At 54.4% G+C, this 26,094-nt stretch carries 27 protein-coding genes; 13 read left to right on the top strand and 14 right to left on the bottom strand.

Annotated features, from left to right (window positions below; genetic code table 11):
- Nucleotides 1-13: 13 nt before the first annotated feature.
- The 12 genes from DPF_RS05970 to DPF_RS06025 form a co-directional block, all read right to left on the bottom strand.
- Complete coding sequence (locus DPF_RS05970) at nucleotides 14-1,789, bottom strand: Na(+)/H(+) antiporter subunit D (RefSeq protein ID WP_069858031.1); 1,776 nt, start codon at nucleotides 1,787-1,789, stop codon at nucleotides 14-16.
- Nucleotides 1,773-2,042 carry a hypothetical protein gene (locus DPF_RS05975; protein WP_069858033.1) on the bottom strand — a complete coding sequence of 90 codons (270 nt, stop codon included), beginning with the start codon at nucleotides 2,040-2,042 and terminating at the stop codon, nucleotides 1,773-1,775. Before DPF_RS05975 ends, DPF_RS05970 begins: the two co-directional genes overlap by 17 nt.
- A 67-nt stretch (nucleotides 2,043-2,109) precedes the next feature.
- Nucleotides 2,110-3,603, bottom strand: a complete 1,494-nt coding sequence (locus DPF_RS05980; RefSeq protein ID WP_069858035.1) for a monovalent cation/H+ antiporter subunit D family protein — start codon at nucleotides 3,601-3,603, stop codon at nucleotides 2,110-2,112.
- A 3-nt stretch (nucleotides 3,604-3,606) separates the two neighbouring features.
- Nucleotides 3,607-3,915, bottom strand: coding sequence for an NADH-quinone oxidoreductase subunit NuoK (gene nuoK / locus DPF_RS05985; RefSeq protein ID WP_069858037.1), 309 nt, complete (start codon nucleotides 3,913-3,915; stop codon nucleotides 3,607-3,609).
- On the bottom strand, nucleotides 3,912-4,415 hold the full coding sequence (locus DPF_RS05990) for an NADH-quinone oxidoreductase subunit J family protein (protein ID WP_069858039.1): 504 nt from the start codon (nucleotides 4,413-4,415) through the stop codon (nucleotides 3,912-3,914). The genes nuoK and DPF_RS05990 overlap by 4 nt, the downstream gene beginning before the upstream one ends.
- Nucleotides 4,416-4,420: 5 nt before the next feature.
- Complete coding sequence (locus DPF_RS05995) at nucleotides 4,421-4,915, bottom strand: 4Fe-4S binding protein (protein WP_069858041.1); 495 nt, start codon at nucleotides 4,913-4,915, stop codon at nucleotides 4,421-4,423.
- Between the two features lie 93 nt (nucleotides 4,916-5,008).
- The gene (nuoH, locus tag DPF_RS06000) at nucleotides 5,009-5,980 is read right to left on the bottom strand and encodes an NADH-quinone oxidoreductase subunit NuoH (protein WP_069858043.1); all 972 of its coding nucleotides are present in this window, start codon (nucleotides 5,978-5,980) and stop codon (nucleotides 5,009-5,011) included.
- A complete protein-coding gene (locus DPF_RS06005; protein ID WP_069858044.1) occupies nucleotides 5,977-7,122 on the bottom strand; it encodes an NADH-quinone oxidoreductase subunit D in 1,146 nt (381 codons plus the stop codon). Before DPF_RS06005 ends, nuoH begins: the two co-directional genes overlap by 4 nt.
- A 9-nt stretch (nucleotides 7,123-7,131) precedes the next feature.
- On the bottom strand, nucleotides 7,132-7,659 hold the full coding sequence (locus DPF_RS06010; protein ID WP_069858046.1) for an NADH-quinone oxidoreductase subunit C: 528 nt from the start codon (nucleotides 7,657-7,659) through the stop codon (nucleotides 7,132-7,134).
- Nucleotides 7,656-8,186 (bottom strand): NADH-quinone oxidoreductase subunit B, encoded by a 531-nt coding sequence (locus DPF_RS06015; protein ID WP_069858048.1) that lies wholly within the window; start codon nucleotides 8,184-8,186, stop codon nucleotides 7,656-7,658. Before DPF_RS06015 ends, DPF_RS06010 begins: the two co-directional genes overlap by 4 nt.
- Nucleotides 8,162-8,542, bottom strand: coding sequence for an NADH-quinone oxidoreductase subunit A (locus tag DPF_RS06020; RefSeq protein ID WP_069858050.1), 381 nt, complete (start codon nucleotides 8,540-8,542; stop codon nucleotides 8,162-8,164). The genes DPF_RS06015 and DPF_RS06020 overlap by 25 nt, the downstream gene beginning before the upstream one ends.
- Before the next feature lie 561 nt (nucleotides 8,543-9,103).
- Nucleotides 9,104-9,685 carry a TetR/AcrR family transcriptional regulator gene (locus DPF_RS06025; RefSeq protein WP_069858053.1) on the bottom strand — a complete coding sequence of 194 codons (582 nt, stop codon included), beginning with the start codon at nucleotides 9,683-9,685 and terminating at the stop codon, nucleotides 9,104-9,106.
- 368 nt (nucleotides 9,686-10,053) lie between these two features.
- Between DPF_RS06025 and DPF_RS06030 the strand changes: the two genes are divergently transcribed.
- Nucleotides 10,054-11,301 (top strand): OmpP1/FadL family transporter, encoded by a 1,248-nt coding sequence (locus DPF_RS06030; RefSeq protein ID WP_176724180.1) that lies wholly within the window; start codon nucleotides 10,054-10,056, stop codon nucleotides 11,299-11,301.
- A gap of 104 nt (nucleotides 11,302-11,405) precedes the next feature.
- On the opposite strand, the gene DPF_RS06035 is transcribed toward DPF_RS06030, so the two are convergent.
- A complete protein-coding gene (locus tag DPF_RS06035) occupies nucleotides 11,406-11,942 on the bottom strand; it encodes an FmdE family protein (RefSeq protein WP_069858055.1) in 537 nt (178 codons plus the stop codon).
- 167 nt (nucleotides 11,943-12,109) lie between these two features.
- Here DPF_RS06035 and DPF_RS06040 point away from each other — a divergent pair, with 167 nt between their 5' ends.
- The 9 genes from DPF_RS06040 (at nucleotide 12,110) to DPF_RS06080 (ending at nucleotide 22,108) form a co-directional block, all read left to right on the top strand.
- Complete coding sequence (locus DPF_RS06040) at nucleotides 12,110-12,766, top strand: ABC transporter ATP-binding protein (RefSeq protein WP_141721070.1); 657 nt, start codon at nucleotides 12,110-12,112, stop codon at nucleotides 12,764-12,766.
- On the top strand, nucleotides 12,763-13,557 hold the full coding sequence (locus DPF_RS06045) for an ABC transporter permease (RefSeq protein WP_069858059.1): 795 nt from the start codon (nucleotides 12,763-12,765) through the stop codon (nucleotides 13,555-13,557). Before DPF_RS06040 ends, DPF_RS06045 begins: the two co-directional genes overlap by 4 nt.
- A gap of 234 nt (nucleotides 13,558-13,791) precedes the next feature.
- Nucleotides 13,792-14,700, top strand: coding sequence for a TIGR01777 family oxidoreductase (locus tag DPF_RS06050; RefSeq protein WP_069858061.1), 909 nt, complete (start codon nucleotides 13,792-13,794; stop codon nucleotides 14,698-14,700).
- Entirely contained in the window at nucleotides 14,697-17,210 is a 2,514-nt protein-coding gene (locus DPF_RS06055; protein WP_069858063.1) for a transporter substrate-binding domain-containing protein, read from the top strand. Before DPF_RS06050 ends, DPF_RS06055 begins: the two co-directional genes overlap by 4 nt.
- A gap of 165 nt (nucleotides 17,211-17,375) precedes the next feature.
- Entirely contained in the window at nucleotides 17,376-18,665 is a 1,290-nt protein-coding gene (gene tmcD / locus DPF_RS06060) for an electron transfer complex subunit TmcD (protein ID WP_069858065.1), read from the top strand.
- Between the two features lie 30 nt (nucleotides 18,666-18,695).
- Entirely contained in the window at nucleotides 18,696-19,355 is a 660-nt protein-coding gene (gene tmcC, locus DPF_RS06065) for a TmcC family electron transfer complex membrane anchor subunit (RefSeq protein WP_069858775.1), read from the top strand.
- Between the two features lie 27 nt (nucleotides 19,356-19,382).
- Nucleotides 19,383-20,705: an electron transfer complex ferredoxin TmcB gene (tmcB, locus tag DPF_RS06070; protein WP_176724181.1), complete on the top strand. Its 1,323-nt coding sequence runs from the start codon at nucleotides 19,383-19,385 to the stop codon at nucleotides 20,703-20,705.
- A 9-nt stretch (nucleotides 20,706-20,714) separates the two neighbouring features.
- On the top strand, nucleotides 20,715-21,134 hold the full coding sequence (gene tmcA / locus DPF_RS06075) for an acidic tetraheme cytochrome c3 TmcA (protein WP_176724182.1): 420 nt from the start codon (nucleotides 20,715-20,717) through the stop codon (nucleotides 21,132-21,134).
- A 59-nt stretch (nucleotides 21,135-21,193) separates the two neighbouring features.
- Nucleotides 21,194-22,108, top strand: coding sequence for a universal stress protein (locus DPF_RS06080; RefSeq protein ID WP_069858067.1), 915 nt, complete (start codon nucleotides 21,194-21,196; stop codon nucleotides 22,106-22,108).
- Nucleotides 22,109-22,370: 262 nt separating this feature from the next.
- Here the strand turns inward: DPF_RS06080 and DPF_RS06085 are convergent, their stop codons facing one another.
- Entirely contained in the window at nucleotides 22,371-22,700 is a 330-nt protein-coding gene (locus DPF_RS06085) for a MoaD/ThiS family protein (protein ID WP_069858781.1), read from the bottom strand.
- Between the two features lie 532 nt (nucleotides 22,701-23,232).
- Between DPF_RS06085 and larC the strand changes: the two genes are divergently transcribed.
- The 3 genes from larC to larB are packed head-to-tail and all read left to right on the top strand — an operon-like array spanning nucleotide 23,233 to nucleotide 26,046.
- Nucleotides 23,233-24,438, top strand: a complete 1,206-nt coding sequence (larC, locus tag DPF_RS06090) for a nickel pincer cofactor biosynthesis protein LarC (protein WP_069858069.1) — start codon at nucleotides 23,233-23,235, stop codon at nucleotides 24,436-24,438.
- Complete coding sequence (larE, locus tag DPF_RS06095; protein ID WP_069858071.1) at nucleotides 24,435-25,283, top strand: ATP-dependent sacrificial sulfur transferase LarE; 849 nt, start codon at nucleotides 24,435-24,437, stop codon at nucleotides 25,281-25,283. Before larC ends, larE begins: the two co-directional genes overlap by 4 nt.
- Nucleotides 25,276-26,046 (top strand): nickel pincer cofactor biosynthesis protein LarB, encoded by a 771-nt coding sequence (gene larB, locus DPF_RS06100; RefSeq protein WP_069858074.1) that lies wholly within the window; start codon nucleotides 25,276-25,278, stop codon nucleotides 26,044-26,046. Before larE ends, larB begins: the two co-directional genes overlap by 8 nt.
- The last annotated feature ends 48 nt before the right edge of the window (nucleotides 26,047-26,094 follow it).

Below are 26,094 nucleotides of genomic sequence, written 5' to 3' on the forward strand. Positions count from 1 at the left end.
TGCCATGTTTGTGTTAGAGGATGAAATAGACCGCAGCAATGATGCCAACGCCAATCAGGGCGGAGAGGCCCACATAATCCGACAGTTTGCCTGTCTGGAGTTTGGCCAGAAAACCTCCAATCCCCACAACCGAAGTGGCTGTTCCGTCCACCACCCCGTCAATGGTCGAAGCATCAAACCGGGAAGAGCCGCGGGCCATGTCCAGAAGTCCGGCAAGCCCCACCTTGCGATACACGGAGGTCCACCAGGAATCCACAAGGGCAACAGGATACTTGGCCAGAAACAGCCCGATCCATCCCACGATGCGATAGAGAAAATCAAAATCAAAATTCCGCCCCTCGTGGGGAGCTATGACCTTGCGGCAGATGTAAAAGCCAAGCCCGGTGAATCCCAGAAGCTGCAGGGAAGCCAGCACCTGCCAGGGGGCAAAGGGATGATAATCCAGGGGAAACGGCAGCAGCCGGTACAAGGCCTGGGGATACACACCCGTGAAGAAACACAGGAAGGCGGCCATGAACATGGCAACATACATGTTGGCGGGCAATTTCTTGACCTCGCCGGTGTACTCGGGTTTGGACCAGAACGCGAAATAGGGGAGCTTGATGCCAACCGAAAGAAAGGTACCAACAGCAGCGATTTCCATGCCCAGAGCAAGCCAGGTGTGATGGGACATGGCAGCTCCGGCAATGGTGATGTTTTTGGAGATGAACCCGTTAAACAGGGGAAATCCGGAAATGGAAACAGCAGCAACCATGTAGCAGAACATGACCAGTGGCATCCTGGAGGCCAGACCGCCCAAGCGGGTCAGTTTGGCAGTGCCTGTTGCATAGAGAATGCAGCCGGCAGCCATGAACAGCAGCCCCTTGTACAGGATGTGGGCATAAGCGTGGGCACAGGCACCGTTGACGGTCATGGCCGTACCGATACCGATACCAGCCACCATGTAGCCCACCTGGGAAACAATGTGATAGGCGAGAATACGCCGGGCATTGTTCTCAATGGTCGCGTAGGCCGCACCGTAGATGGTCATGATCACACCCATGATCCCGAGGATCTCGAATCCTGAAAAACCACGGGCCAGAACGTATACAGCCGTCTTGGTGGTAAAGGCGCTCAAAAACACGGCACCGGTCACGGTTGCCTCGGGATAGGCATCAGGCAGCCAGGCGTGCAGGGGAACAACCGCAGCGTTGACGCAAAAGCCAAGGAGAATCAGCCAGTCATAAAGCTGGGCCGAACCCGGCTGAACCGCGGTAAAGGCAAAGGTTCCCAGATCCCCGTACCGCAACAGCAGTCCGGCCAGCAGAAAAAGACCGCCCAGGGTGTGGAAGAGGAAGTATCGGAAACCCGCCTGGGTGGAACGCTTGTTCCTGCCCAGCCAGATGACAAAGGTGGAGGCCACGGACATGAGCTCCCAGAACAGAAACAGGGTCACGTAGTCACCGGAAAACACGCATCCAAAGCCTCCGGCCACGTACAAGGCTGCGGCAATATGCTGGTATTTGTCCTTGACGTGCATGGCAAAAATCATCCCGATCAACGCCTCAATGGCAAAAACATGGGCAAAAATGATGGAAAGCTTGTCCACGCGGCCAAAAACCATGTCCATGCCCAGCCAGCTCATGAATCCGTACGTTCCCTGATGCATGGACAGGACAGCGGCAATGGCTACCAGACCGGGGATGGGCAAAAGCCAGCGCCAGGCCTTGTTGTTCCGGGCAAAAGGAAGAATGACGGCCAGGACAAAAAATCCCAGGGCCGGATGCAAAAAATTACTCAGACCGGTCATAGAACGCCTCGGGTTTGTTGATCAGGGGGTAAATGATTTTCTTGAGTACCAGAACCATGGCCACGCTGACCACGACACCAAAAAGGGCCCAGAATCCGACCTTGGTTTCCAAGGCAAAATGGGCGTGGTGGGGATGAAGAAAAACATTGATCACGACCAGAAGGCCCAGGGCCGCGAACAACGCTTTTTTCCAGAAGGGGGCATTGTCCCTGGCCTTGACGAGCAAGCGCGAAAGTGAAGTGGTAAGGCTCATGACGATTCCGTTTCCTCGATGTTTTCGAACAGGATGCTAGATATCCGAGTGTCCAGGTGCAACAACGCTACATGCCCCGGAAAATCTGGATCAACTGAATGACCGGTTCCGGATAGATGCCGATGATAACGGAGATGGCCGCGGTAATGCACAAGGGAATAACCATGCACAAGGGGGCTTCCTTGACCCCTTCATAGGCAAAGGGGAGTTCGGCATATACCGGCTTGCCAAAAAAGGCCTTGTACACCACAGGCCCGAAATAGGCGGCATTGAGCAGGGTACTGGCCAAAAGACAGACCAGCAGAATGACCTGATGGATCTGCACGGCGCCATTGACCAGAAACCATTTGGTCACGAACCCGCACACCGGGGGAATGCCGATCATGCTCAAGGAGGCCACGGCAAAGGCCCCAAAAGTCCAGGGCATCTTGCGCCCGATCCCGGACATGAGCCGGATGCTTCTGAGATTGCAGGAAACAAAGATGGCACCGGCCGCAAAAAACAGGGTAATCTTGGAAAAGGCGTGGTTGGCAATATGAATGAGCCCCCCCTGAACCGCCACCGGGGTGAGCATGGCCACACCGATGATGATGTAGGAAAGCTGACTGACCGTTGAATAGGCCAGCCGTGCCTTGAGATCATCCTTGGTCAGAGCGATGATGGAGGCCACCACAATGGTGAATGCGGCCGCATAGGCAAGGGGAAGACCTAAGTGCAGATCGTTGAGCAGCTCCACGCCGAATCCGGACAGGATGACCCGGCTGATGGAAAAGACACCGGCCTTGACCACGGCCACTGCGTGCAAAAGGGCCGAGACAGGGGTCGGGGCAACCATGGCCGAGGGAAGCCAGTTGTGCAGGGGCATGATCGCTGCCTTGGCAATGCCCAGAATGTAGAGGACATAGGTGATGGTGACCAGGACCGGATCAGCGTCAGCCGGAAAAATGCCCTGCACCATGTCCCCCAGATGAAAATCAAGGGTACCGGCCAGAACATAGGTCAGGATCATGGCGGGAAGCAAAAAGAGCTTCGAGGTTCCCATGAGATAGACGATGTACTTGCGGCCGCCAGCATACCCTTCGGCATCCTGGTGGTGGGCAACAAGTGGGTAGGTAAAGATGGTGATGATCTCGTAGAACAGGTACAAGGTGAAGATATTGGCGCTCATGGCAACGCCCACCGCGCCAAAGATGGCCACGGCAAAACAGAAATAGTAACGTGTCTGGGCGTGTTCCTTGAGGGAGCGCATGTACCCGATGTTGTAGCTGGTGGCCAGAATCCACAAAAACGAGGCCACAAAGGCAAAAATCAAGGTCAACCCGTCGGCACAGAGTTTCACGTCAATGCCGGGCAGGAGATGAAACAGATTGAGGACAAGGATCTTGCCCGAAAGAACCGGCGGAAACAGGGACAAAACCGAAAGCAGCGTCAGGATGGCCGCACCAAAGGACACGGCCTCGCGCTTGTTCGGGTCCTTGCCCGTAAGCCAGATCAGAACAGGGGCCACAAGGGTGATCCCCAAGGGAACGACGAGGCGGAAACTGGTAACGATATCAGACATGGATCATCCTTTGAGCGTGGAAATTTTCTGTTCCTCAATGGTTCCGAAACGGCGGTAGATGACAATGACGATGGCCAGAACCAGGGTCGCTTCTGCCGCAGCCAATCCCATGATCAGCAGGGCGCCGAGTTGTCCCAGCTGCGCCGAGGCCGGTGTCAGCTGAGAGGTTGCCACAATGGAAAGCCCCGCACCGTTGAGCATGAGCTCCACACCGATGAGCATGCCGATGAGACGGCGACGCAGGAGCAGGCCGTACAAGCCCAGGGCGAGCATGCCCAGGGCAATGAGCTGGTACATGATAAATAGGTTCATTGTCTCCTCTTGAATCCGAGCAGAATGGCGCCAGCCATGGCCGCAAACAGGACCACGGAGATGAGTTCAAAGGCCAGACCATAGGGACCAAGCAAGGCCCGGCCAAGGTCTGCAACCGCCACAGGGGATGCATTATTGGTGGTGACGATGGAGTACTTGATCACCGTCATGGCCAGAAACGAGGCAGGAACAAATCCTGCCAGCACGGCCAGAACCCGCTTCTTCTTGGAAGTCTGGCTGCGATTCCTGGCTTCTCGCGAAGCCCCGGTAATGACGATGGCGAAAAAGATGAGCACGGCCACCGCACCCACATAAATGAGGATCTGCATCAACCCGATGAAGGGAGCGGCCAACAGAAAATACAGACCCGCCACGCCGAACAGGGAAATGACAAGCCCGGTAAAGGCCCGCACCAGACTGGGAATGGTCACCGCCCAAAGCGCCCCGCCCAGACAGAGGATGGTGTAGAACCCAAAGGCGATATAAGCCATCTTCTCCATGAATATCACTCCTTGTCTTCAAGGGCTTTGCGCGACCGTTCGATCAGGTCGTACTCGAAATCTTCCCGGGAAAATCCGGCCAGATACACATCAGTGGAAAACCTCAGCGCGTTGGTGGGACAATTTTCCACGCAATGGCCGCACAGGCTGCAATAGTTGTAATCCAGATGGAACAACGACGGATACTTGGCCTTTTTGGGTTTTTGCGGCTTGCCGTCCTCGCCTATTTCAGGCGGCAGGACCGCCTTTTCCACCGTGATGCACCCCGAGGGGCAGTTGCGGGCACAGGTACCGCAGGCGATGCACTTGGAATAATGGTCCGGGGCATCTGTTGGCACAAACTCGATATGTCCGTGATAGGTATCAATATTGTCCACGGTCTGCCGGGGATAATGCACGGTCTCGGTTTTGGTCAGCAGGGCACGCCCCGTGATCCTAAGGCCGATGACCAGGGAGTAGAGTCCCTTGATCGCTTGGCGTATGTCTTCGAAAAATGTCATGTCGTTTCGCTTTTCGGGTTGTATTTGTACGTCATTCTGGCGAAAACCGTTATTGTGTGGTCCCAAAGTTCCCCACACCCGCGTCGATCACAATCAGATTTTGACCAGTACCGCCACGTAAAAAATATTGATCAGGGCCAGGGGGATGAGCCATTTCCAGCTCAAATTGAGGAGCTGGTCGAACCTGACCCGGGGAAATGTCCAACGCATCCACATCATGACAAAAATCAGGAAATAGACCTTGGCTGCGAACCACCACCAGCCGTCAACAAAGGGACCATGCCATCCGCCCAGAAACAGCGCCGTGCCCACACTGCTGACAATGACCATATTCGTGTATTCGGCAAAAAAGAACAGTCCGAATCCCATGCTCGAATATTCCGTATGAAATCCTGCCGTAAGTTCACTTTCAGCCTCGGGCAAGTCGAACGGAGCGCGGTTGCACTCCGCCAGAGAGCAGATAAAGAAAATGAAAAACCCAAGAGGCTGGAGCATGATATTCCACTGCCACGGCCAACTGCCCTGCATGGCGACGATCTCTGAAAAATTAAGGGATCCCGAATACATGACAATACCGAGGACGGTAATGAGCAGGGGAACTTCATAGGCAACGGCCTGGGAAACAGCCCGGGAGGCGCCAAGAAGGGAAAACTTGTTGTTGGACCCCCATCCGGCCAGGATGGTTGCCAGCACGCTGAGTCCGGTAAAGGCCAAAATGAGAACCACCCCGATCTCGAATTCCATGCCCAAAAGCGTGGGGCCGAACGGAATGGGCAGAAAACAAAGAAACACGGGCGCAAAGGCCAGGATGGGAGCCAGCCAGAACAGCCGTTTATCCGCAGCAGCAGGAGCCACGAGCTGTTTGCCCATGAGCTTGAGTCCGTCACACAACGTCTGCAGCAGACCATGGGGACCGACTTCAAAAGGACCGGGACGAACCTGGAAATGACCGGCCAGTTTACGCTCCAGCCAGACCAGAATCAGGGCGTTCAGGGAGACAAAGGCCAAAATGGCCACGGTGAAAATAAGAAGCCGCAACAGTTCCGCGGGGATGGTTGGTATCATCGGTCAATCTCCGGGATGACAAGGTCCAGGCTGCCGAGGATGGAAATGGCATCAGCCAACAGAGTTCCCTTGGCGCACTCGGAAAACAGACTCAAATTGGAAAACGAAGGTGAACGGAGCTTGATCCGGTAAGGCACGGTCGTCCCGTCACTGACCAGGAAAATGCCAATCTTGCCCCGGGCTCCTTCCACAGCGAAATAGGTCTCGCCCTTGGGCGGCTTGATGACCTTGGGCACCTTGGCCCGTATCTTTCCTTCGGGAAGCTGATCCAGGGCCTGGGTGATGATGGCCAAGGACTGGGTGATCTCGTCCAGTCGAACAAGGTATCTGGCCATGGCGTCCTTGGTATCCCGGGTGGGGATGGCAAAATCGAATCGGTCATAGATGGAATAGGGCTCAGCCCTGCGGACATCATAGGCCACACCTGATCCGCGCAGCACCGGTCCGGTGGCCCCGTATTTCCTGGCCATATCAACGGGAATCTCGCCGATTTCCTCACACCGTTTCCTGAGAATGAAATTGTCCGTGACAAGGTCCTTGTACATGGCAAGACGCTGGGGCATGCGCGCGCAAAAGGCCCTGAGCCCCTCAACGAACTCATCGTCCACATCGTGGGCGACCCCGCCAATGCGAAACGAGCTGTAGGTCAGGCGAGACCCTGTTATGCGCTGCAGCAGATCCTGGGCCCGTTCCCGATCTTCAAAGGCGTACAGGATGGGCGTAAAAGCACCCAGATCCATGACATAAGCCCCCCACCACAGCAGATGAGAGATGATCCGGTTCAGTTCACAGGAAATGATCCGGACAAATTCGGCCCGCTCGGGGACCTCGATGCCCATAAGCTTCTCCACCGCGCCCACATAGGCCCAGTTCCAGGCCAGGGCATGCAGGTAATCCACGCGCCCCATGTTCGGCAAAAACTGGTTGTAGGTCTTGGTTTCGCCCATCTTTTCGTGCATCCGGTGCAGATAGCCCAGTACGGGCTCAGAGCGGGTAATGTACTCACCGTCCAGTTCCACGAGCACGCGGAGCACGCCGTGGGTGGAAGGATGCTGGGGTCCCAGATTGAGAATCATGGAATTCTCGGTGGGACCCTGCTGAAAATTCTGGGAGTAGAAATCTCCGTCCAGATTGAAGGTCATAACGGTCGGCTACTCCTTGTCGCCGGAATCGTCCGGGTTTGCGGCACAGGGGACCTTCATGCCGATGGTCTGGCACTTGGAAAGGGAATCGAACAGCGAAGCCCTTTTTTTCTCGTCCTTGATCAGGGGATGAAATCCGAAATTGTCCGGAAGAAGCAGTGGAATCAGATTGGGATGCCCTGTGAAATGGATGCCGAAAAAGTCGTAGCATTCCCGTTCGTGCCAGTCCGCTCCCGGAAAGATGTCGCTGATGGTGGGAAGGACCGGGTCCTCATGCACCGCCAGGGTGCGCAACGTCACCCGAAACGGTTTGTCGTACCGGGTAAAATGGTAGATAACCTCAAACCCTTCCTTGCCGTCCATTCCGGTGATGTCTTCCAGAAAATATCCCGCCTTGTCCAAAGAGGCGGCTGCCTCACGCAGTCGCTCATGCTGCAGGAACAAATTCCAGGTCGTTCCCGTAGCCTCGTTGGCACACGAGGCCAGACCAAAGGGTTCAATCTCCTTGAGCCAGTGTGCGGGTATCCAATCTTTCATAATTTCACTTCCTCGGGCATGGGCCACCAGCGCTTTCCGGTGATTTTTTCCTGAAGTTTGAACAATCCCTCAAGGAGCCCCTCGGGACGAGGCGGACAACCAGGCACATACACATCAACCGGAACGATCCTGTCCATCCCCTCGATGACCGAGTAATTGTCCTTGAAGACAAAGGGACCGCCCGAAATGGCGCAATTGCCCATGGCAATGACATATCTGGGCGCGGGCATCTGCTCATAGAGCTTGATGATCGCCGGGGCCATCTTCCTGGTAATCGTGCCGGCAACGATCATCAGATCAGCCTGTCTGGGCGAGGGACGAAACACCTCGGCACCAAAACGGGAGATGTCGAACCGGGACATGCCCGCTGACATCATTTCGATGGCGCAACAGGCCAACCCAAAGGTCATGGGCCACAGGGACATGGCCCTGCAGACGTTGAGAACCTTCTTGGGCAGGGCAAAGGGGATCAGTTCCGGTTCGACCGAAGAGGTCAGCGGACCTATGCTTTGATCTTTCGGGGCCATGTAAAGACACCTTTCCTGTAAAAATAGAGAATGGCCGCCCCAAGGACGGACAGAAAAAGCAGGATCTCCACAAAGGGAATCCAGCCAACAGTACGGGGATAGATGACAGCCACGGGAAAAAGATAGAGCACATCAACATCAAAGGCGATAAAAATGAGGGCGTAAAAATAATAGTTGATGTTGAAACTCCCCCATGCGCTCCCCTGGGGAGGCATGCCACACTCGTAGGGCATGGATATGGCCCCGCCCCGCGCCTTGGGCGCAAGGATCGTCGGAACGATGAGCGCCCCCACGGCAAAAAGAACGCCCGCAAGAATCAGGATGATCAGGCCCAGATGAAACCAACTGAAAACCATATGGTTCATTCTCCTGTGGCTGAAGGTGAGAGACAACGTGCGCCCTAGCCTTAGGGGGGAAAAACAAAAAGAACAGATTTAATCGGCTAAAGGTCGGCTTGCCCTGTTGAATGGATCAAACAACACCAGGAATGTTGTATACGCCTGTCAGTGACAGGAATGCTAATATGCAGGAGGTGAAGGACCGGCAAAAATGGGAAAAAAAGAATTTTCACCGGGTCAGGAGACCTTACGGAAGCAAAGAGTGTTCAAAACAATGTGACTAAATTCACATAAAAATATATAAAAACATAAAAAAAGGCTAGTTACAAAAACTTTAAAATTTTGCCGAGGGGGTTTAAGAATGCTTTTTCGTCAATTGATCAGTCAGCAATACCCAGGCAAAAGGGAAAAACATGCCCCCGGGCCCTGCAAGACCCCCTTTTTCCATACAGCCACAAATGCCCGGGCTCGCCACCCGATCCTGGCAATACCGGCAGATACTCCCGGAAGTTTACACAAAACCCAATGAAAAAGCCGCCCCCCTGCGGGCAGGCAGCTTTTCCCTCCAAGGTTCCATGCCTATGTGGCAGCCAGGGTATTACGGAAAAAGGCAACTATTTCAGGATAAAAATCAGCAGGGGTGTTCAGGCGGATGTTGTTGGCGCGGGTAGCACCGATCATGGTGGAAAAAAGGATGTACGTGGTCATGTGCGGGTCGCAGTCCTTGATGGTCTTATCCTCAAGGCCCTTGGTCACGGCATCCTTGAGCAGCCGAAAGATGCGTTCGCACTCGATGGTGATGGCCTTGTTCTCCTTGGGACCGGCCTCCAGAATAAAGGGAGAACACCGCAACAGGGTGGTGAACCATTCCTTGTTGTCCACGGAATATTTGAGAAAACATTTGATGAAATTGGTCACCGCGCCCAGACCATCTGATGAATAGAACAGACTTTCCTCAAGCTTGTCATGAAGGTCCCGGAGAATGGTCCGCTCCACCTGAATGAACAGTTTCTCCTTGCTCCCGAAATGGTGGGCAATGAGCCCTTCGGTCACTCCGGCCTCTTTGGCGACCTTCTTGTAGGTTGTTTCCGCGTATCCCAATTGTCCCAAAAGGCGGGCCGCTGCATCAAAAATATCATTTTTGGCGGTCTTTTTCACCATCTCCTCCCAAGTAATCCCACATACCCATGCCTCTGATCAGTTCATGATATAATGCGAACAAACACATATGTCATCTTTGCGCGCATATATTATGCATTCATTCAATATTTGCCAGTTGTGGCTCAATATCAATAAAATCAAGAGGCGGTCAATCAGGACCCAAGGCCTGCAAAAATGAAAATTTTCATATCAAAAAAGGATGTTGACCATGTCGGACTTTTTCTGTAGGCGCACGTTTAACTTTATTAAGTAAGTATTCAGTAAGGTCGATTTCATCTTGAGGTTACCCATGGTTTCCCTCCTGAAACTGCCCGATCGGGATGGCCAGCTGAAGAACACTCATGATGACAACCCAAGAAGGAGGAGTGATGCGCATACAGCTATGGAAACGGGTGGGATTACCTCTGGTCTGCCTGCTCATGCTTGTGGACTCGGCTTTTGGAGCGGGATTCGGCATTTATGAATGGAGCGCACGGGGCAACGCCCTGGGCGGGGCCATGATCGGCAAAGCGGATGACCCCTCTGCCGTGGCCTACAACCCGGCCGGGATTACCCAGTTACCAGGCGTGCAGGTCATGGGCGGGTTTACAGCGCTCATGCCCTCGGCAACCGTTGAAGTTGAGACCGACGGGGGAGAATCCGGATCGTGGGATACTCATGATCTGGGTCTCGACGGGATAGCCCCCCATGCGTACCTCACATGGCAGATGAACGATAAATTCTGGTTCGGCCTTGGCGCTTTCACCCGCTTCGGCCTGGCATCGGAGTATGATTCCAATTGGGCCGGAAGATATGCCGAGTATTATGCCGGGGTTGCCACCTATTCCATCAACCCGAGCATTGCCTATAAAATCAATGAGCAATGGTCTGTTGCTGCCGGCATCGAGGCCATGTACCTGGATATTGAAATCAAACGGAAAATTTATACCGGAGCTAAGGATATTGATGCCGACTTGGCTGGCGATTGCTGGGCCCCTGGGTATAATCTGGGTATACATTACAAACCCGTGAAATGGTTTTCCGCAGGTTTGACATATCGTAGCGAAATTCATCCTCATGTTGAAGGGGATGTAGATTTTAGCAATAATTCAAAAGGGCTATATGACCAAAGTGTGGTAGGCTATCTAAACCTGCCTGCGTCATGGTCCCTGGGACTGGCTTTTCAACTTAATGAAAAATTGAATCTCGAAGTGGATGGCATATTTACCCAGTGGTCTGCGTACAAAGACATACGGTTTGCCTACGATACATTGACTACTCAGAAAGAAGAAAAAAACTGGAAAGACGTGTGGCGATTCCAGGTGGGCCTTGAATATGCCTATAACGACTGGCTCGACCTGCGGTGCGGTTATGTTTACGACCAATCTCCCATCAACGACGCCCATTATGACTACATGATCCCCCTGACCGATCGTCACATTTTCAGTGTTGGTACGGGCATGCACTGGGGGAACGTTACCCTTGATCTGTCCTATGGATATCTTTTTTCGCAGGACAAGGATGTCGATATCGAAGTGGTGTTGTCTAAGGACTACGGAATTTCGCAAAAACAGGAAGCAACGTTTAAAAATGCCCACTGTCATATGGTCGGCATGACAATAGGGTACACCTTCTAGTATGCCAGTGTGTGTCCCCTGTAAAACCTGTAAAGCAAAGGCCCTGTTCCCCGGACGCGGGAACAGGGCCTTATTGCTTGTACAGTCTGTGACATGAAGAGCCATCAACGTTGTTCCAATTGGGTAAAGCAAGGAATACACAAAATCTTTCCCCCAAATCTGCGTGTTCTGGATTCCATGGTCTTTTCACCGCACTTTTCACACACCAGACTTTCCAATCGATGAGCCCTGGACGGGACCGGATAGAGGGGGTCTGTAACGGCAAACAGGGTCTTGAAAGAAGCCGTCATGATATCCTGGATACGATCCTCCCTGGACATCTCCCGCCCCCAGAACTCTTCCTTGACGGCCACACGCATTCCCTTGCCCGTATCCCGGTTGTAAAAGGTAAATGCTGCCTTCCCCCAATCCCGGTGGATCAGGTTTCCCTTGCCAAAGGTGCAACTCATGAGGAATTGAATGGCATCCACCGCACACATGTCTGTTTCCGTGACGCAGACAATATCCTCGTCATGGGCGCTGCCAAATTCCTTGAGCCCCAGTTCGGCAACCCGCAGGCCCAGAGCCAGTCCCGGGCACCAATGCCCGTGGAATGCCTGGGTCGCTTTTATTTGTTCCTGCGTCAGGGTACAACCGCTCATGATACACGCTCCTGGTTGGGGTTGAGGTGTAAACCCGTTGGTAAGGAACACCTTTTTTAAATTCGTAATACTTGCTTGGCAATGTTTTTTTGATCAGAACCGGATCCGTCCCATATCTTCACTGTTCCCAACACCACAACACGTTCATTTCACACGCAGGGCCATCCATGGAACATTTGCAATTGCAGAACATAACCATCCAAAAAGACGGCAGAAACATCCTGGACAACATTCATCTCAAGGTGTGCAAGGGCGACAAGATCCTCATTCAGGGTCCCTCGGGGAGCGGCAAATCAACCCTGCTCAAGGCGATTCTCGGTTTTGCAAAAGGATGTACCGGAACCATCCTGCTGGATGGCCAGAGCATTGATGCCCGATCCATAAAGACTTTCAGAAACCATTTTGCCTACATCGGCCAAAAGCCCCTGCTTTTCGAGGGAACAGTCAGAGAATACCTCGAGCTCCCCTTTTCGTTCCGGCACAACAGGGAGAAAAAACCGCCCAAAGACAAATGGTTAGCGGTTCTGACCGCCCTGGGATTCGGTCCGGAAATCATGGCCGGGACATATCACTCCCTTTCTGGCGGGGAACAGCAACGGATAACCATTGCTCAAGCACTGCTCCTCAGGCGGGACATCTACCTCCTGGACGAGGTCACCTCGAGCCTGGACCAGGCCAACATCTTCCGGGTCATTGATCTGTTCACAACATCCGAAGAACAAACAATCATTGCCGTTTCCCACAACAGGGAATGGGCGCAACACGCGACCAGAATATTCACCCTCCAGAACGGACAGATGCACGAACAAGGAGGCGCATCATGAATGCGGCCATGAACATTTCCGTGATCCATCTGGCATGTTTCTTTGTTCTGCTGATCATCCCCGGGCTTTTGTTTCGCTACCTGAATCTGCGCCTGACCCGGCAGATGATCATCGGATTCACCCGGATGATCATTCAGCTGTCCCTGGTGGCGGTCTATCTGGAATATATTTTCGCGTGGGACAGCATGATCGTGAACATCCTCTGGATCATGCTCATGGTCCTTGTGGCCAACGGAGCCATCCTCCGCCAAAGCGGCCTTTCCTTTCCCCGGTTCATCACGGCAACCTATCCGTGCTATGCGCTGCTGGCCATGGCCATCCTGGCCAGCTTTTTGATCGTTCTGGACAAACAGGTTCTTTTTTCGGCCCGGTACCTGATCCCCCTGGCCGGGATGATTTTTGGCAATATCCTTCGCACCAATGTGGTCGCCCTGGACCGCTTCTATGACCTGCTCATCAGACGGGAGGACGAATACATGGCCTATGTCTCCATGGGGGCGACCCAGGGGGAAGCCATCAGGCCCTTTGTCCGCGAAGCCTGCAGAGCGGCCTTTGGCCCGCAGCTGGCCTCGGTCTCCACCATGGGGCTGGTGGCCCTGCCCGGCATGATGACCGGCCAGATTCTCGGCGGGTCATCCCCGGCCGTGGCCATCAAGTATCAATTGATGATCATGGTGGCCATTTTCCTCACCTCCTCCCTGTCCAGTTTCCTGACAATCATGGTCTCCGCCCTGAAAAGCTTTGACGCATATGGCCGGCTCAACAGGGACATGTTCCTCAAGGACCGGTAACCAGACAACCCGGACCGGCATTATGACACAACTATGCGCACTCATGGGAAATCATGCACAAAAGGGACAGAAAGCCACTGGGTGTGTATGAGTACCATGATTTAGTCTGTATGCACCCCGGGCCTGATGCAGTGACCGGGAATCGACACGGTACACAACACACGCATCTTTCTTTGCAATATTTCCCGTGGTGTGGCACCTTGTCCCCAATTGACAGGAATCAGGGGGCGATCCATGCGCTATTTCATTCTCGGGAGTACCGGATATATTGGCAGCCATCTCGCAAAGTTTCTCGTATCCGAGGGACATGAGGTGACCGCAATGGTCCGTTCGGGCACCACGTCCCATCCCGATTCCCTGGACAACACGGACATCGTGTACGGGGACCCTCTTGCTCCGGGAGCATGGCAGCAGCACCTTCGGGACAGCAACGTGGACGCGATCGTCAATCTGGTTGGCAATCCGATCATCCAGCGCTGGACCCCCGCACGGCAGCAAGCAATCCACGACACGCGGATTCTGTCCACGCGCATGGTGGTCCAGGCCCTTGCCGGGGCCCAGCCGAAAATTTTTCTGTGCGCCAATGCCGTGGGATATTTTGCCGAGGGCGGCAACAGCCTGCTTGAGGATGACGCCCTGCCGGGCAGGGATTTCCTGGCAACCATCTGCCAGGCCTGGCAGCATGAAGCAGAAGGCGCCCAGGCCCAGGGACACCGGGTAATCATCGGACGCTTTGCCCCGGTCATCGGCAAAAACGGCGGTCTGCTCGCGCCCATGCTTCCCGTGTTCAGGGCAGGATTGGGCGGTATCTTGGGAAACGGCAGACAATGGATGAGCTGGATACACATTCATGATCTGTGCAGGGCCATTGCCTTTTGCGTGGACAATGCCTCCATGCAGGGACCCTGTACCATGACCTCTCCCCATCCCGTGACCAACAAACGGTTCACTGCCATTCTCGGGAAGGTTCTTCATCGGCCCACGTTCATGCGGATCCCTGCGTTTGCCCTCAAGATGATCTATGGGCAGGTGGCCCAAGCCATGCTGGCCAGCCAACGCTGTGTGCCGTCACGTCTCTGTCAGGCAGGCTTTACATTTCATTTCCAGGATATTCATTCAGCCCTTGAGGATGTTTGCCATTGAAGGAACGCACGTTCACCATTTTTACCCATATTTTTTGCTCACGCTACGTGCAAAGCGCTCTTTTGATGGCCTTGCTGTTAGTGCCTGTCAGAGCCATGTCCGCGCAACCGAACAAGGTTCTCCATTTTCGCGGAGACCGGGATTATCCTCCCTATGAATATTTGGATGAAAACGGCAACCCAACAGGGTTTGACGTCGAACTTCTGAAAAGGGTTTGCCAGATCATGGGCATTGACTGCCGCATCACCCTGGGCCCCTGGAGCGAAGTTCGTGCCCAACTGGAAAACGGAACCATCCAGGGTATTACCGGGATGTTCTACTCAGGCAGACGGGAGCAGAATATCGACTTCACGACCTATCACAATATTATCTCCCACTCTATTTTTGTCCCCAAGACGTCCTCCATCACGGGCATCAATGACCTCATTGACAAGACCATCGGGGCCCAGAAGGGGGACATCATGCACGATTATGTTCTTCAAAACGGACTTTCTTCAGCCGTGGTCGCCTACGACGATCAGGAACAGGTTCTTGCAAGTCTTGCCGCTAACAGGATTGACTGCGCACTGATCGCCAGAATTCAGGGTATATATTTCATGGAGAAGCTGGGGTTCGACAATATCAAGGCAGTCGGCCAATCCATCCTCCCCAGAAAATATTGTTTTGCGGTGAGAAAAGGGGATGAGCTCCTGCGTTCACAACTCAACGAAGGACTCCAACTCCTCAAAGAAAATGGAGAATTCGCTCTCATTCACGATCGCTGGTTCTCACCATATACCCACAAAGACATTCGCCAAAGGGTTATCAAAATACTGGTGTGGATCCTTGTGCCTTTCGGGATCACATTGTTCATCGTCATTGCCTGGTCCTACACGCTCAAACGTCAGGTCAGGGAAAAGACCAAAACCCTTCACAAGGAACTCACACGACGCAAGCGCATCGAAAAAGCCCTGGTTGCAAGTGAGGGCAATTACCGACGCGTCTTTCATAACGCCGCAACCTGCATGATGCTGCTGGATGAAGAAGGGAAAATCGTCATGGCCAATCAGAAGTGTCTGCAAACAGTTGGTTATGACCACCCCAACATGTTGCGGGGCAAACACATCACTGGCCTCATGCCGGACGCCAATCTGCAACAGATTGTTCAGGCATGTTTGCTGGGAGACGAAGAGCCCGTCAAAAAAGAAGCACAGGTTCGCACCCGGGATGGCAAAACCAAAGATGTGGTCTTCTCTGTCGGCTCCATTCCCAACAGAAAGCGGTGCATTATTTCACTTCTTGACGTCTCGGCCATCAGGGAAGCAGAGCGCGAGCGCAAGCGCCTGGAGCAGGAACTTGCCCATGCACGAAAGATGGAAGCCGTGGGCACATTGGCCAATGGCATCGCCCATGATTTCAACAACCTGCTGCAAACTATTTCGGGGAATCTTTATTTTCTCCAAAAAAAGACCCGGCAGAACGAGGAGCTCAGCGGCTACCTCCGAGATACCGCGTACAGTGTGAACAGGGCCCGGGAACTGGTCCGCCATCTGATGACCTTCAGCCGAAAGATGGAGCCCCAAATCGAGGTCGTGGATGTCCACGACATCATCACCCGGGCATTGGCTCTTTTGCAAAGAACGATTCCCAGGATGATCACTCTGGAAACCAGATTTGCTAGGAAACAATGTCTGGTCAAGGTTGATCCCGGACAGATCGAACAGATTCTGCTCAATCTGGTTCAAAACGCCTCCGATGCCTTGGAACAGAGTGGTCGCATTCTCCTGCAAACAGACCTGCTGGACATCCGCGAAACCAAATCTATGGATGGAAGCCTCCTCGAACCAGGTCGATATGTACGTATCCAGGTTCAGGACAATGGACCCGGCATACCGCCCGAGATTATCGAGCATATCTTCGAGCCCTTTTTCACCACCAAGGATGTGGGCAAGGGCACGGGCCTAGGACTTTCGTCGGTGTTCGGAATCACTAAGGCACACAACGGACACATTCAATGCACAAGCATTGTCGGCCAGGGAACCACCATAAATCTGTATTTTCCAAGTGTCTCTGCCCTGGAATTGGAATCAAAGGGCCAGGAACAGCCGGTCGACTCCATCCAGGATGCCCCGCCAGCAACAATCACTATTTTATTGGTTGACGATGAGGAGATGATCAGAGAGCTGACCCTCGAATTTCTCGAGGAGAAAGGGCATACGGTATTGACAGCGGCAAGCGGGGAAGATGCCCTGCGGATTCATGCCGCCCATAAGGATACAATTGACCTGGTGATCATTGATCTGGGCATGCCGGGCATGAGCGGTGAGCAATGTATCAGCAGAATGCTTGATCAGGATCCTGCAACCCGCATTCTGGTCGCTTCGGGATATTCAGGTCATCCCATCGCCCAGAACCCTCATGCACACGGCGTAATGGGCTTTGTAAACAAACCCTACAACTTTGAGGCCCTTGCAGCGCATATTGACGAGGCCCTTGCACGCAAGACGGCCAAGGATCATCACAACAAGTAGGGGAACAAGACGCTATACTGCGAACTTTTTTCGCAGTTGCGATATGGTCTTCACAGATGTCCACCAAGACTTTTCGTAAGTGGATGCTATTGAAGAATCCAGATTATTGTAGTAGCCTAGTAGCAAAATAAGTGTATCAACCTTCAGGAACGACGGAAGAGGATTATGGAAAAAACCAAAACGAACCAGCCGGTTCAGGAAAAAGGGTCCTGGGATTGGGATGTGGGCGAAAAGAAAATCGTCAGCACCACCTACTGCTCCACCCAGTTCGAGTGGATCGAAGAATTTCAGGCCAGTCCGGACGGCGAGAAAATCGCCATGGTAGCCAAGGTTGGTGGGTTCGAATTCAGCGTTTGCGAGACCGGAGATATCTGGGATCCTCCGTATGAAAAGATCTGGCACCTGGGATACGGTCCTGATGGAAGGCTTGTGGCCCTGGTGGCCCAGGATGGGGAATGGACCGTGGCCGTCAATGGTCAAACCTGGGAAGAGACCTACGGATTTTTGTGGGGGTCCATGTTCAGTGCCGACGGCAAAACCATTGCCGTTGCCGCACAGCAGAACATGGAGTACGGCATGGTGATTGACGGAAAACCCTGGAAAAAGTTTTTCGAAAACGCCAATCAGTTTGCCCTGAGCAACAAGGGGGACAGGTCCGCGGCCGTGGTCCAGACCAAAAGTTTTGCCCAGGCCGATATCCTGGCCTATCAGAAAGGATGCTATACGGTTGCTGTTGACGGCGATCCCTGGGAACGGGAATTCGTCAATGTGTGGACGCCGGTATTCAGCCCTGACGGCAGCCGGATTGCGGCACAGGTACGAACCTCCCTCTACGACTACACCGTGGCTGTTGACAGTCAGACCTGGTCCAGGGCCTTTGCCGGAGTGTGGACGCCCTTGTTCGCACCCAAGGACAAGTCCGTGGTCGCCCCGGTGCGGGAACGGGGAAAATGGGGCATGGCCAGAAACGGAGAAATCATCTGGGAACCCGTGTTCGATCAATGCTGGCACCAGCAGTTCTCGCACAACAGAGAAAACCTTTGGGCCATTGTGGCGCCCCAATACGGCCACTTCACCCTGGCCAGGGATGGCCAGGCATGGAAGACCCGCTTTCCCGTGGTCACGGATCTGGTGCTTGCTCCCCAGGGACAGCGGGCTGCAGCCCTGGCCAAGGACGACAAGAACCAGTGGACCGTCATCACGGACGATACCGCATGGCCGGGACGCTACGCCATGGTCTGGCCCGCCGTATTCAGCCCCAACGGGGAACACCTGGTCGCCAAGGTGGAACGCAACGGCAAGTACACCTTTGTGCTGGACGGCAAGGAACTGAGCGAATCCTTTGACCAGGCATGGGACCCCGTGTTCAGCCCGGACGGGGACAAGATCATGCTCAGATATATCAAGGATGATGCGTATTTCCGTCGGGTGGTGCGCAGGGAGGATTTCAAATAATGATCAAGCTGCAAGATGTTGGAGGCAGTCATGAATAGCGTGTATCAGTTCGTGGTCGGCCCGCTGGCCTGGGTCGCCTGGACCCTGTTTGTGGGCGGCTCGCTGGTTCGTCTGGCCCTGATGTATCGCTCGGTACGCAAAAAGGACCCGGTGGTCTTCGAGTACATGAGTTTCAAATACGGCATGCGATCCATCCTGCACTGGATCACTCCGTTTGGCACGGTCAACTGGCGCAACAACCCGGCCATGACCGTGGCCACCTTCGGGTTCCACATTCTGTTGTTCGTGGTTCCCATTTTTCTGCTGGCCCACGTGGTGTTGTGGGACCAGTTCTTCGGCATCTCCTTTGTGACCCTGCCCGAATGGCTTGGCGATATCCTGGCCATGGCCGTGGTTGCTGCCTGCTGTTTTTTCGGGGCAAGGAGAATCATGCGTCCCGAGGTCCGTTTTGTGACCAGAACCATGGACTGGGTGGTCCTGGCCATTGTGGTCCTGCCGTTTTTGACCGGCATTTTGGCCTATCACCAGATCCTGAACTATGACCTGATGCTCATCCTGCACATTGTATCAGGAGAGATCATGCTTGCGGCCATTCCCTTCACCCGCCTCAGCCATATGCTCTTCGGACTCGCTTCCAGGGCCTACATGGGCTCGGAATTCGGTGCCGTCAGGCATGCCAAGGACTGGTAGATGACAGGCAAGCAAGAAGGAGAACCAATGAAGACATCCATAGGACACATATCCCAACGCAAAATCCACGACGTGGGCATCCAGACCGGAGTGGACCGCCTGACCCCGGAACGGATTCAAGAAGTCGTCAATCAGGTCCTTCGGGGAGAAACCGGAGCCCGGCTTCAGGCCTACAGCGAAATATGCGTCCGCTGCGGTCTGTGCAGCGAGGCCTGTCATTTCTACCATTCCCATGACAAGGACCCCAGCTACTCACCCGTGGGCAAGGTCAGCCAGACCATCTGGCCCCTGCTGGAAAAAAAGGGTCGGGTCAGCCCGGAATTTGTCTATCAGATGGCCCAGCTGGCATACACGGAATGCAACCTGTGCAAACGGTGCGTCCAGTACTGTCCCTTTGGCATTGATACCGCGTACATGATGCAGATCGTCCGCAGAATCTGCCACAAACTCGGGGTCACCCCCCAATATCTCCAGGATACGGCCCAAAGTCATGCCGCCACCATGAACCAGATGTGGGTCAAGGATGACGAATGGATCGACAGCCTGCAGTGGCAGGAGGAAGAGGCCAGGGATGAGATCCCGGACCTGCGCATCCCCTTGGATAAAAACGGGGCCGACATCTTCTATTCCGTGATCGGGCCAGAACCCAAGTTCAGAACCCAGCTCATCTATCAGGCCGCCGTGCTCATGAACGTCACGGGTCAGGACTGGACCATGCCTTCCATGCCCGGCTGGGACAACAGCGACATGGCCATGTATTCCGGCGATTACGAGATCATGGGGCGGCTCAAGCAGAAGCATTTTGAATCGGCCATGGATCTTCGGTGCAAACGGATCGTCATGGGCGAATGCGGTCATGCCTTCAGATCGGTTTACGACATGGGCAACAGGTGGCTCGGGTGGCGGTCCCATCCCATTCGGGTGATGCATGCCCTTGAATTTTACTGGGAACTCATGGAGCAGGGTAAACTCAAGGTGGCCAAGACCTTTGACCAGCCCGTGACTCTGCATGATCCCTGTAACATTGTGCGTGGTCGGGGGCTGCATGAAAAGGCCAGAGAGGTTGTCCGTGCCTTTTGCCCCAATTTCATCGAAATGACCCCCAACAGGGAGCACAACTATTGCTGCTCGGCCGGAGGCGGGGTGATCAACTGCGGTCCTCCGTTCAAGAATACCCGGGTTACGGGCAACAGGGTCAAGGCGGATCAGCTGCGAAACACCGGGGCGGCCGTGTGCATTGCCCCGTGCCACAACTGTCACGGCGGACTCGAGGACATCATTCATACCTACAAACTGGATATGAAACTCATGTTCCTCATTGATATCATTTACGAATGCATGGAAAAATAGGAAATGCACATGGGAACGACAAACAATTCCGATCGCATACACGGCTTGGGATGGATTCCTGCGGCCATGATGGTCCTGATGCTGGCCGTACTCGCTCTCCCGGGGATGGCCATGGCCCAGGAAGATATGACCATGATACGTTCGGACGCTTTTGAACATCATCAACGGCCAGCAGTCCGTTTTGTCCACGACATGCACAATGAAATGGCGGAGATTGACGACTGTTCCGTCTGCCACCATGTGTATGAAGACGGCAAACTTCTGGAAGGGGAAACCTCGGAAGACGAGCCCTGTTCATCCTGCCATCCGGCCCAGCCCGAAAGCGGGGAGCTCGGACTCATGCGGGCCTTTCACAAACGGTGCATCACCTGCCACGATGAAACCGGCAAGGGTCCCCTCACCTGTGGTGGATGTCATGTGAAAAACTAACCTGGTTGCACCATCCCTGTCCCCTGTCCGTATTCACGGTATAACAAGGAGCAAGATCCATGTTTTTCAAAAAGATTCTGCTGGCGGTCACCCCCTCTCCGGAAAGCGATTATGCTGCCCGGGAGGCCATTGAACTGGCACGGGAAAATGGAGCCAAGCTGTATGTCTTCCATGCCTGCGGTGTGGAGTACGGCTGGGGACAGGTTCGTCATCTGGTACCCTGCGGTGAGGTGGAAAAAATGAAAAACCATCTCGAGGAATATTACCGCAAGATGACGGATGGACTTCAGGACGTCACCTTTGAGGTCACGCCAGGACTGCCCCATAACGAAATCCTGCGCTTTGCCCGAAAAAAGAAAATTGACCTCATTGTCATGGGTCCCCACGCATCCGAGCATATTGAATGCCGATCCACCATCTGGGGGGCGGCCGGAAGCTGCCTGGAAAAGGTCAGTCAAAAGGCCCGCTGTCCGGTATACATTGTCACCCGCCCCCGTCCTCTCCACAAGGACCATCCCCTGCAGATCGTGGTGGCCACGGATTTTTCCCGGCCAGCCAGCCATGCCCTGCAATTTGCCCGGCGCATGGCCCGAACCTACAAGGCCGGACTGCATGTGTTCCATGCGGTGGACGTCAAGGGAGGCTACCAGGGAATACGCGAGGATCAGGAAAGTATTGAACAGGAATGCGAAGAAGCGGTCAAACGCATTGAAAAAACGTGCGCAAACCGGCTGGCAGGGGTGGACTCTTTCACGGCTCAGGCCTGGGAAGGCACGCCCTACCAGGAAATTATCAAATGCGCCCGGTGGAAGCATGCGGATCTCATCATCATGGCCCACCATTCGGGTGACGCCCCGGAGGACGAGGCCTTCATGGGCTCCACCGTGGTCAGAGTGGCCTTGCGCGCCCATTGCCCGGTCATGTCCGTCAACTACCAGGCCATTGCCGGCAAGTTGCGCGAAGAGGAACAGTAAAACAAATCATTCAGAGGGGGTACCCTTTGAAGCAACAAAAGTCCTGGAAACCGCGTTCATGCCTTCAGGCTCTGTAAACCCCACAAGATGATGACACGGTCGCCGTGATCCCAAAAGGGTTTCAGTCGACGGCCTGCATGACCGCAACAGGGACACACCCGTTGTTGCCTGCAAAACAAAACCCCGGCAGCTCTCTTCAAAAGCTGCCGGGGTTTTGTTTGCACAGAGTCAGGGCCGCAAGTTCATGCACAAAAGGCTTGTGTTATTGACCTGCGCATGAATCACAGCACCTGTTGCGCAAGGCATCCCGTTTGCTGCTGATGCCCAGAATAAATCTGTATGGTCCGGGCGTACCCGGAGGGATCAGGGCAACCCGATCCCCTGGTTTAAGCTCCGTATGCATGGGATGAACCAGGCCGTTGACAAAACATCCTTCGACCATGGATGTATCAATGCCCAAGCGATCCAAAACGGACTGGATGGTGTCTCCGGAACACAGGGGGATCACATTCCCATCAGCCTCAAGCCCCTTTTGCCGGAATATGGGTTGCAAAAAAGAAAATGCCTTGAGCGTGATCGTGGAATTTTGCATGGTTTTTCTCATGGTGTTGAATCATTGCAGGATCAAGTCCAATCAACTCCTGCATACGATAAGACCTGAAACGGGAAAGTCACGCCCGTCGCCCGGGTTCTGCTTGATTTGAGCTCCAAAGGGACCTAACGGTTGTACATTCCAAGATGTATCATGGAAAGCGTATCTTCGTCTCAAGCAATACAGTTCTGGCTACCGGGAAACCAGCCTCTTGTCGATGCCTGGCACACACGACGACCGTGTGCATTTTTCATAAGAAACAAATGGTTGCATAAAAAGTTGCAACCATGATCATCTTGCATGCTCTCAGGCAGACAAGGAACATCCTGCATGATTCCAAGATCACCTGCTGGGGATGCGCCGGAAAACAGTGATCATCCCCTGGTCGCCCAGAAACATGCCCGCTGCCGGCCAACCGTTTTTCCCGGCACGTGCCAGCTTTGAATACAGGCGGCATGCCTGGGGACACGGGTGTTGCCACCTGTTTGCGCAGATCCCGCGAGAACCACTCTTCATTCAAGGAATGCACACCATGCACATTCTTTATTACGACTGCTTTGCCGGTATCAGCGGCGACATGAACCTGGGAGCCATGATAGATCTTGGCGTGGACCCGGACCTGCTTGCAGGCGAACTTTCCAAACTGGGACTTGATGACGAATTTCGTTTGGAAATACAATCTGATAAGCGCAAGAACATTTCCGGAACCCGGGTGGACGTAATCCTGACCCATCAGGAACACGGCCACCGGAACCTTGCTGATGCACACCCGCCCCACAGAAATCTCAGGGATATTCGTACCATTATCCACCATTCCACGCTCAACGAAAAGGTCAAGCAAACCAGCCTGGCCATGTTCGACCATCTGGCCAGAGCCGAGGCCAAGGTGCACAACACCACCATCCAGGATGTTCATTTTCACGAGGTGGGCGCAACCGATGCCATTGTGGACATGGTGGGCGCGGCCATCTGCTGGCATTTTCTCGACGTACAAGCGGTCTGGTCCTCACCCGTGGAACTGGGGGGAGGCGTTGTTCACTGTGCCCACGGGATCATGCCCGTTCCGGCCCCTGCCACAGTTGAACTCCTGACAGGATGTCCCACATCCAGGGGAAGAGTGAACAAGGAGGCCACCACGCCCACGGGCGCGGCCATCCTGAAAACATTGGTCAACCGATTCACCAGCACCCCGGAAATGGTGGTGACCCGAACCGGATACGGCATTGGACACCGGGATACCACCATCCCCAATATCCTTCGTGTCCATCTGGCAACGGTCCAGGACGAGCCGGATGGTTGGCAGACCAGCGCGGCCTGCATGCTGGAATGCACCATCGACGACATGACCCCCGAGGCCCTGGGTGTGGCCATGGACGTGCTTCTTGCCGCCAAACCCATGGATGTGCATTTTACCCCGGTGTTCATGAAAAAAAACCGCCCCGGAACCAATGTCTGCGTGCTCTGCTCCCTTGAAGACGAAGACCGGTTCAAACGACTCCTGTTCAAACATACCACTACCCTGGGCATCCGGAGCATGATTGTTGCCAAATCGACTCTGGCCAGAACCTTTGAGCCCCTTGTTACCCGATGGGGCACAGTGACCATGAAAAACGCCCTCATGGACAGACAGGTGATCCGCTCCAAACCGGAACTGGAGGACTGCCGGAACATCGCCCAAAACAACGACATTTCCCTGGACCAGGTCTACAGAGAAATTTACAGGGACCAGGACTCATGATCGCCAACCCGCCCCTTTGCCCGAGATTGCAGGACAAGTATGCCCGTCTTCTGGCTGAACTCCAAAAAGGCGGATCCGTCCTAGTGGCCTTTTCAGGAGGAGTGGACAGTGCGCTGCTCCTTTATGCGGCCAAACAGGCCCTGGGGCACAAGATTCTGGCCGTTACCCTGGCCCCGCCCTATGTTCCTGACAGGGAAGTCACGGCGGCCGTCAATCTGGCCGCAACCATGCGGGTGCGCCATCAGGTTCTGCACATGCCTTTCCCTGAAACTATTCGCAACAACCCCTCAAACCGTTGCTATACGTGCAAGAAAACGCTGTTTTCCCTGCTCCAGAAAACAGCCCGGGACCAGGGTATGAAACATGTTGTGGAAGGAACCAACACCGACGATCTGGGGGATGACCGACCTGGTCTGCTGGCCCTGCAGGAGCTCAACATACACAGTCCGCTTGTGTGTGCCGGCCTGAACAAGGCGGACATCCGCGACCTGTCCAGGGCATTTGAGCTGCCCACCTGGAACAAACCCGCCTTTGCCTGCCTGTTGACCAGAATACCCTTTGGGGTCCGCGTGGATTCCAAGCAGCTCGCAAGGATCCAGCAGGCCGAGGATTTTTTGACGCGCCAGGGATTTCCCGAGGTCCGGGTACGCACCCACGGCAACCTGGCCCGAATTGAGGTGGATCAATCCCGGATCAGCGATCTGGTCAGGGCTGATGCCACAAACCGGATCAACACACACCTGAAAGCCCTGGGCTATGACCATGTCTGCATCGACATGGAGGGATACCAAAGGGGAAGCATGAACATGCCCAAAGAGCAAACACGGGAGAGGGATAATGAATGACCAGCAGGAACTCAGGGAGCTGCTCCAACAAATCAGGGACGGCCGCATGAACGTGGAGCAGGGCATGCAGGTTCTCCGAAATCAGATGGTTCAGGATCTCGGGCACACCAAGATCGACCTGCACAGGGAGCTTCGCAACGGGTTTCCCGAGGTCATTTATGCCGAAGGCAAGACCCCCAGGCAGGTGGGGGAGATTTTCGGGCACATGCGCGCTCACGGCAATGTCCTGGCCACACGGGTTACATCCAAAACCGCCGAGCACGTCCTCTCCCTGTTCCCTGACGCCTGCTACGATCCCCTGGGCCGGACTCTGACCCATGTTCATGAGGAACCTTCCCCCGGCAGGGGAAAGACGGTCATTGTCACCGCCGGAACATCGGATCTGGGCGTGGCCCACGAGGCCCGGACAACCTGCCGGATGCTCGGCATCCCGGCAACCATTGTCTCGGATGTGGGAGTTGCCGGGATTCACCGTCTCTTTGATCAAATGGAACATCTTCGCCAGGCCACGGTCCTCATTGTCATCGCGGGCATGGAAGGGGCGTTGGCCAGTGTCATTGGCGGACTGGTGGACAAACCCATCATTGCCGTGCCCACATCCGTGGGGTATGGCGCGCATTTTGCCGGACTAGCCGCCCTGTTGGGCATGCTTGCTTCCTGTGCCAGCGGAATAAGCGTGGTCAATATCGACAACGGCTTTGGAGCGGCCTGTGCCGCCTGCAGAATCACCCGCCTACTGGGCCAGAAGGACCATGCAGATTAAGGACACTTCGGATTGATATTGGCAAGCGCCCGCAAAGGACCGAACAAG

This window comes from Desulfoplanes formicivorans (genome assembly GCF_001748225.1).
GTDB lineage: Bacteria > Desulfobacterota > Desulfovibrionia > Desulfovibrionales > Desulfomicrobiaceae > Desulfoplanes > Desulfoplanes formicivorans.

What these genes read in the sequence shown, in the direction of transcription:
- DPF_RS05970 (WP_069858031.1), bottom strand. Translation starts at nt 1,789, where the DNA reads ATGACCGGTCTGAGTAATTTTTTGCATCCGGCCCTGGGATTTTTTGTC.
- DPF_RS05975 (WP_069858033.1), bottom strand. Translation starts at nt 2,042, where the DNA reads ATGAGCCTTACCACTTCACTTTCGCGCTTGCTCGTCAAGGCCAGGGAC.
- DPF_RS05980 (WP_069858035.1), bottom strand. Translation starts at nt 3,603, where the DNA reads ATGTCTGATATCGTTACCAGTTTCCGCCTCGTCGTTCCCTTGGGGATC.
- nuoK (WP_069858037.1), bottom strand. Translation starts at nt 3,915, where the DNA reads ATGAACCTATTTATCATGTACCAGCTCATTGCCCTGGGCATGCTCGCC.
- DPF_RS05990 (WP_069858039.1), bottom strand. Translation starts at nt 4,415, where the DNA reads ATGGAGAAGATGGCTTATATCGCCTTTGGGTTCTACACCATCCTCTGT.
- DPF_RS05995 (WP_069858041.1), bottom strand. Translation starts at nt 4,915, where the DNA reads ATGACATTTTTCGAAGACATACGCCAAGCGATCAAGGGACTCTACTCC.
- nuoH (WP_069858043.1), bottom strand. Translation starts at nt 5,980, where the DNA reads ATGATACCAACCATCCCCGCGGAACTGTTGCGGCTTCTTATTTTCACC.
- DPF_RS06005 (WP_069858044.1), bottom strand. Translation starts at nt 7,122, where the DNA reads ATGACCTTCAATCTGGACGGAGATTTCTACTCCCAGAATTTTCAGCAG.
- DPF_RS06010 (WP_069858046.1), bottom strand. Translation starts at nt 7,659, where the DNA reads ATGAAAGATTGGATACCCGCACACTGGCTCAAGGAGATTGAACCCTTT.
- DPF_RS06015 (WP_069858048.1), bottom strand. Translation starts at nt 8,186, where the DNA reads ATGGCCCCGAAAGATCAAAGCATAGGTCCGCTGACCTCTTCGGTCGAA.
- DPF_RS06020 (WP_069858050.1), bottom strand. Translation starts at nt 8,542, where the DNA reads ATGGTTTTCAGTTGGTTTCATCTGGGCCTGATCATCCTGATTCTTGCG.
- DPF_RS06025 (WP_069858053.1), bottom strand. Translation starts at nt 9,685, where the DNA reads ATGGTGAAAAAGACCGCCAAAAATGATATTTTTGATGCAGCGGCCCGC.
- DPF_RS06030 (WP_176724180.1), top strand. Translation starts at nt 10,054, where the DNA reads ATGCGCATACAGCTATGGAAACGGGTGGGATTACCTCTGGTCTGCCTG.
- DPF_RS06035 (WP_069858055.1), bottom strand. Translation starts at nt 11,942, where the DNA reads ATGAGCGGTTGTACCCTGACGCAGGAACAAATAAAAGCGACCCAGGCA.
- DPF_RS06040 (WP_141721070.1), top strand. Translation starts at nt 12,110, where the DNA reads ATGGAACATTTGCAATTGCAGAACATAACCATCCAAAAAGACGGCAGA.
- DPF_RS06045 (WP_069858059.1), top strand. Translation starts at nt 12,763, where the DNA reads ATGAATGCGGCCATGAACATTTCCGTGATCCATCTGGCATGTTTCTTT.
- DPF_RS06050 (WP_069858061.1), top strand. Translation starts at nt 13,792, where the DNA reads ATGCGCTATTTCATTCTCGGGAGTACCGGATATATTGGCAGCCATCTC.
- tmcD (WP_069858065.1), top strand. Translation starts at nt 17,376, where the DNA reads ATGGAAAAAACCAAAACGAACCAGCCGGTTCAGGAAAAAGGGTCCTGG.
- tmcC (WP_069858775.1), top strand. Translation starts at nt 18,696, where the DNA reads ATGAATAGCGTGTATCAGTTCGTGGTCGGCCCGCTGGCCTGGGTCGCC.
- tmcB (WP_176724181.1), top strand. Translation starts at nt 19,383, where the DNA reads ATGAAGACATCCATAGGACACATATCCCAACGCAAAATCCACGACGTG.
- tmcA (WP_176724182.1), top strand. Translation starts at nt 20,715, where the DNA reads ATGGGAACGACAAACAATTCCGATCGCATACACGGCTTGGGATGGATT.
- DPF_RS06080 (WP_069858067.1), top strand. Translation starts at nt 21,194, where the DNA reads ATGTTTTTCAAAAAGATTCTGCTGGCGGTCACCCCCTCTCCGGAAAGC.
- DPF_RS06085 (WP_069858781.1), bottom strand. Translation starts at nt 22,700, where the DNA reads ATGCAAAATTCCACGATCACGCTCAAGGCATTTTCTTTTTTGCAACCC.
- larC (WP_069858069.1), top strand. Translation starts at nt 23,233, where the DNA reads ATGCACATTCTTTATTACGACTGCTTTGCCGGTATCAGCGGCGACATG.
- larE (WP_069858071.1), top strand. Translation starts at nt 24,435, where the DNA reads ATGATCGCCAACCCGCCCCTTTGCCCGAGATTGCAGGACAAGTATGCC.
- larB (WP_069858074.1), top strand. Translation starts at nt 25,276, where the DNA reads ATGAATGACCAGCAGGAACTCAGGGAGCTGCTCCAACAAATCAGGGAC.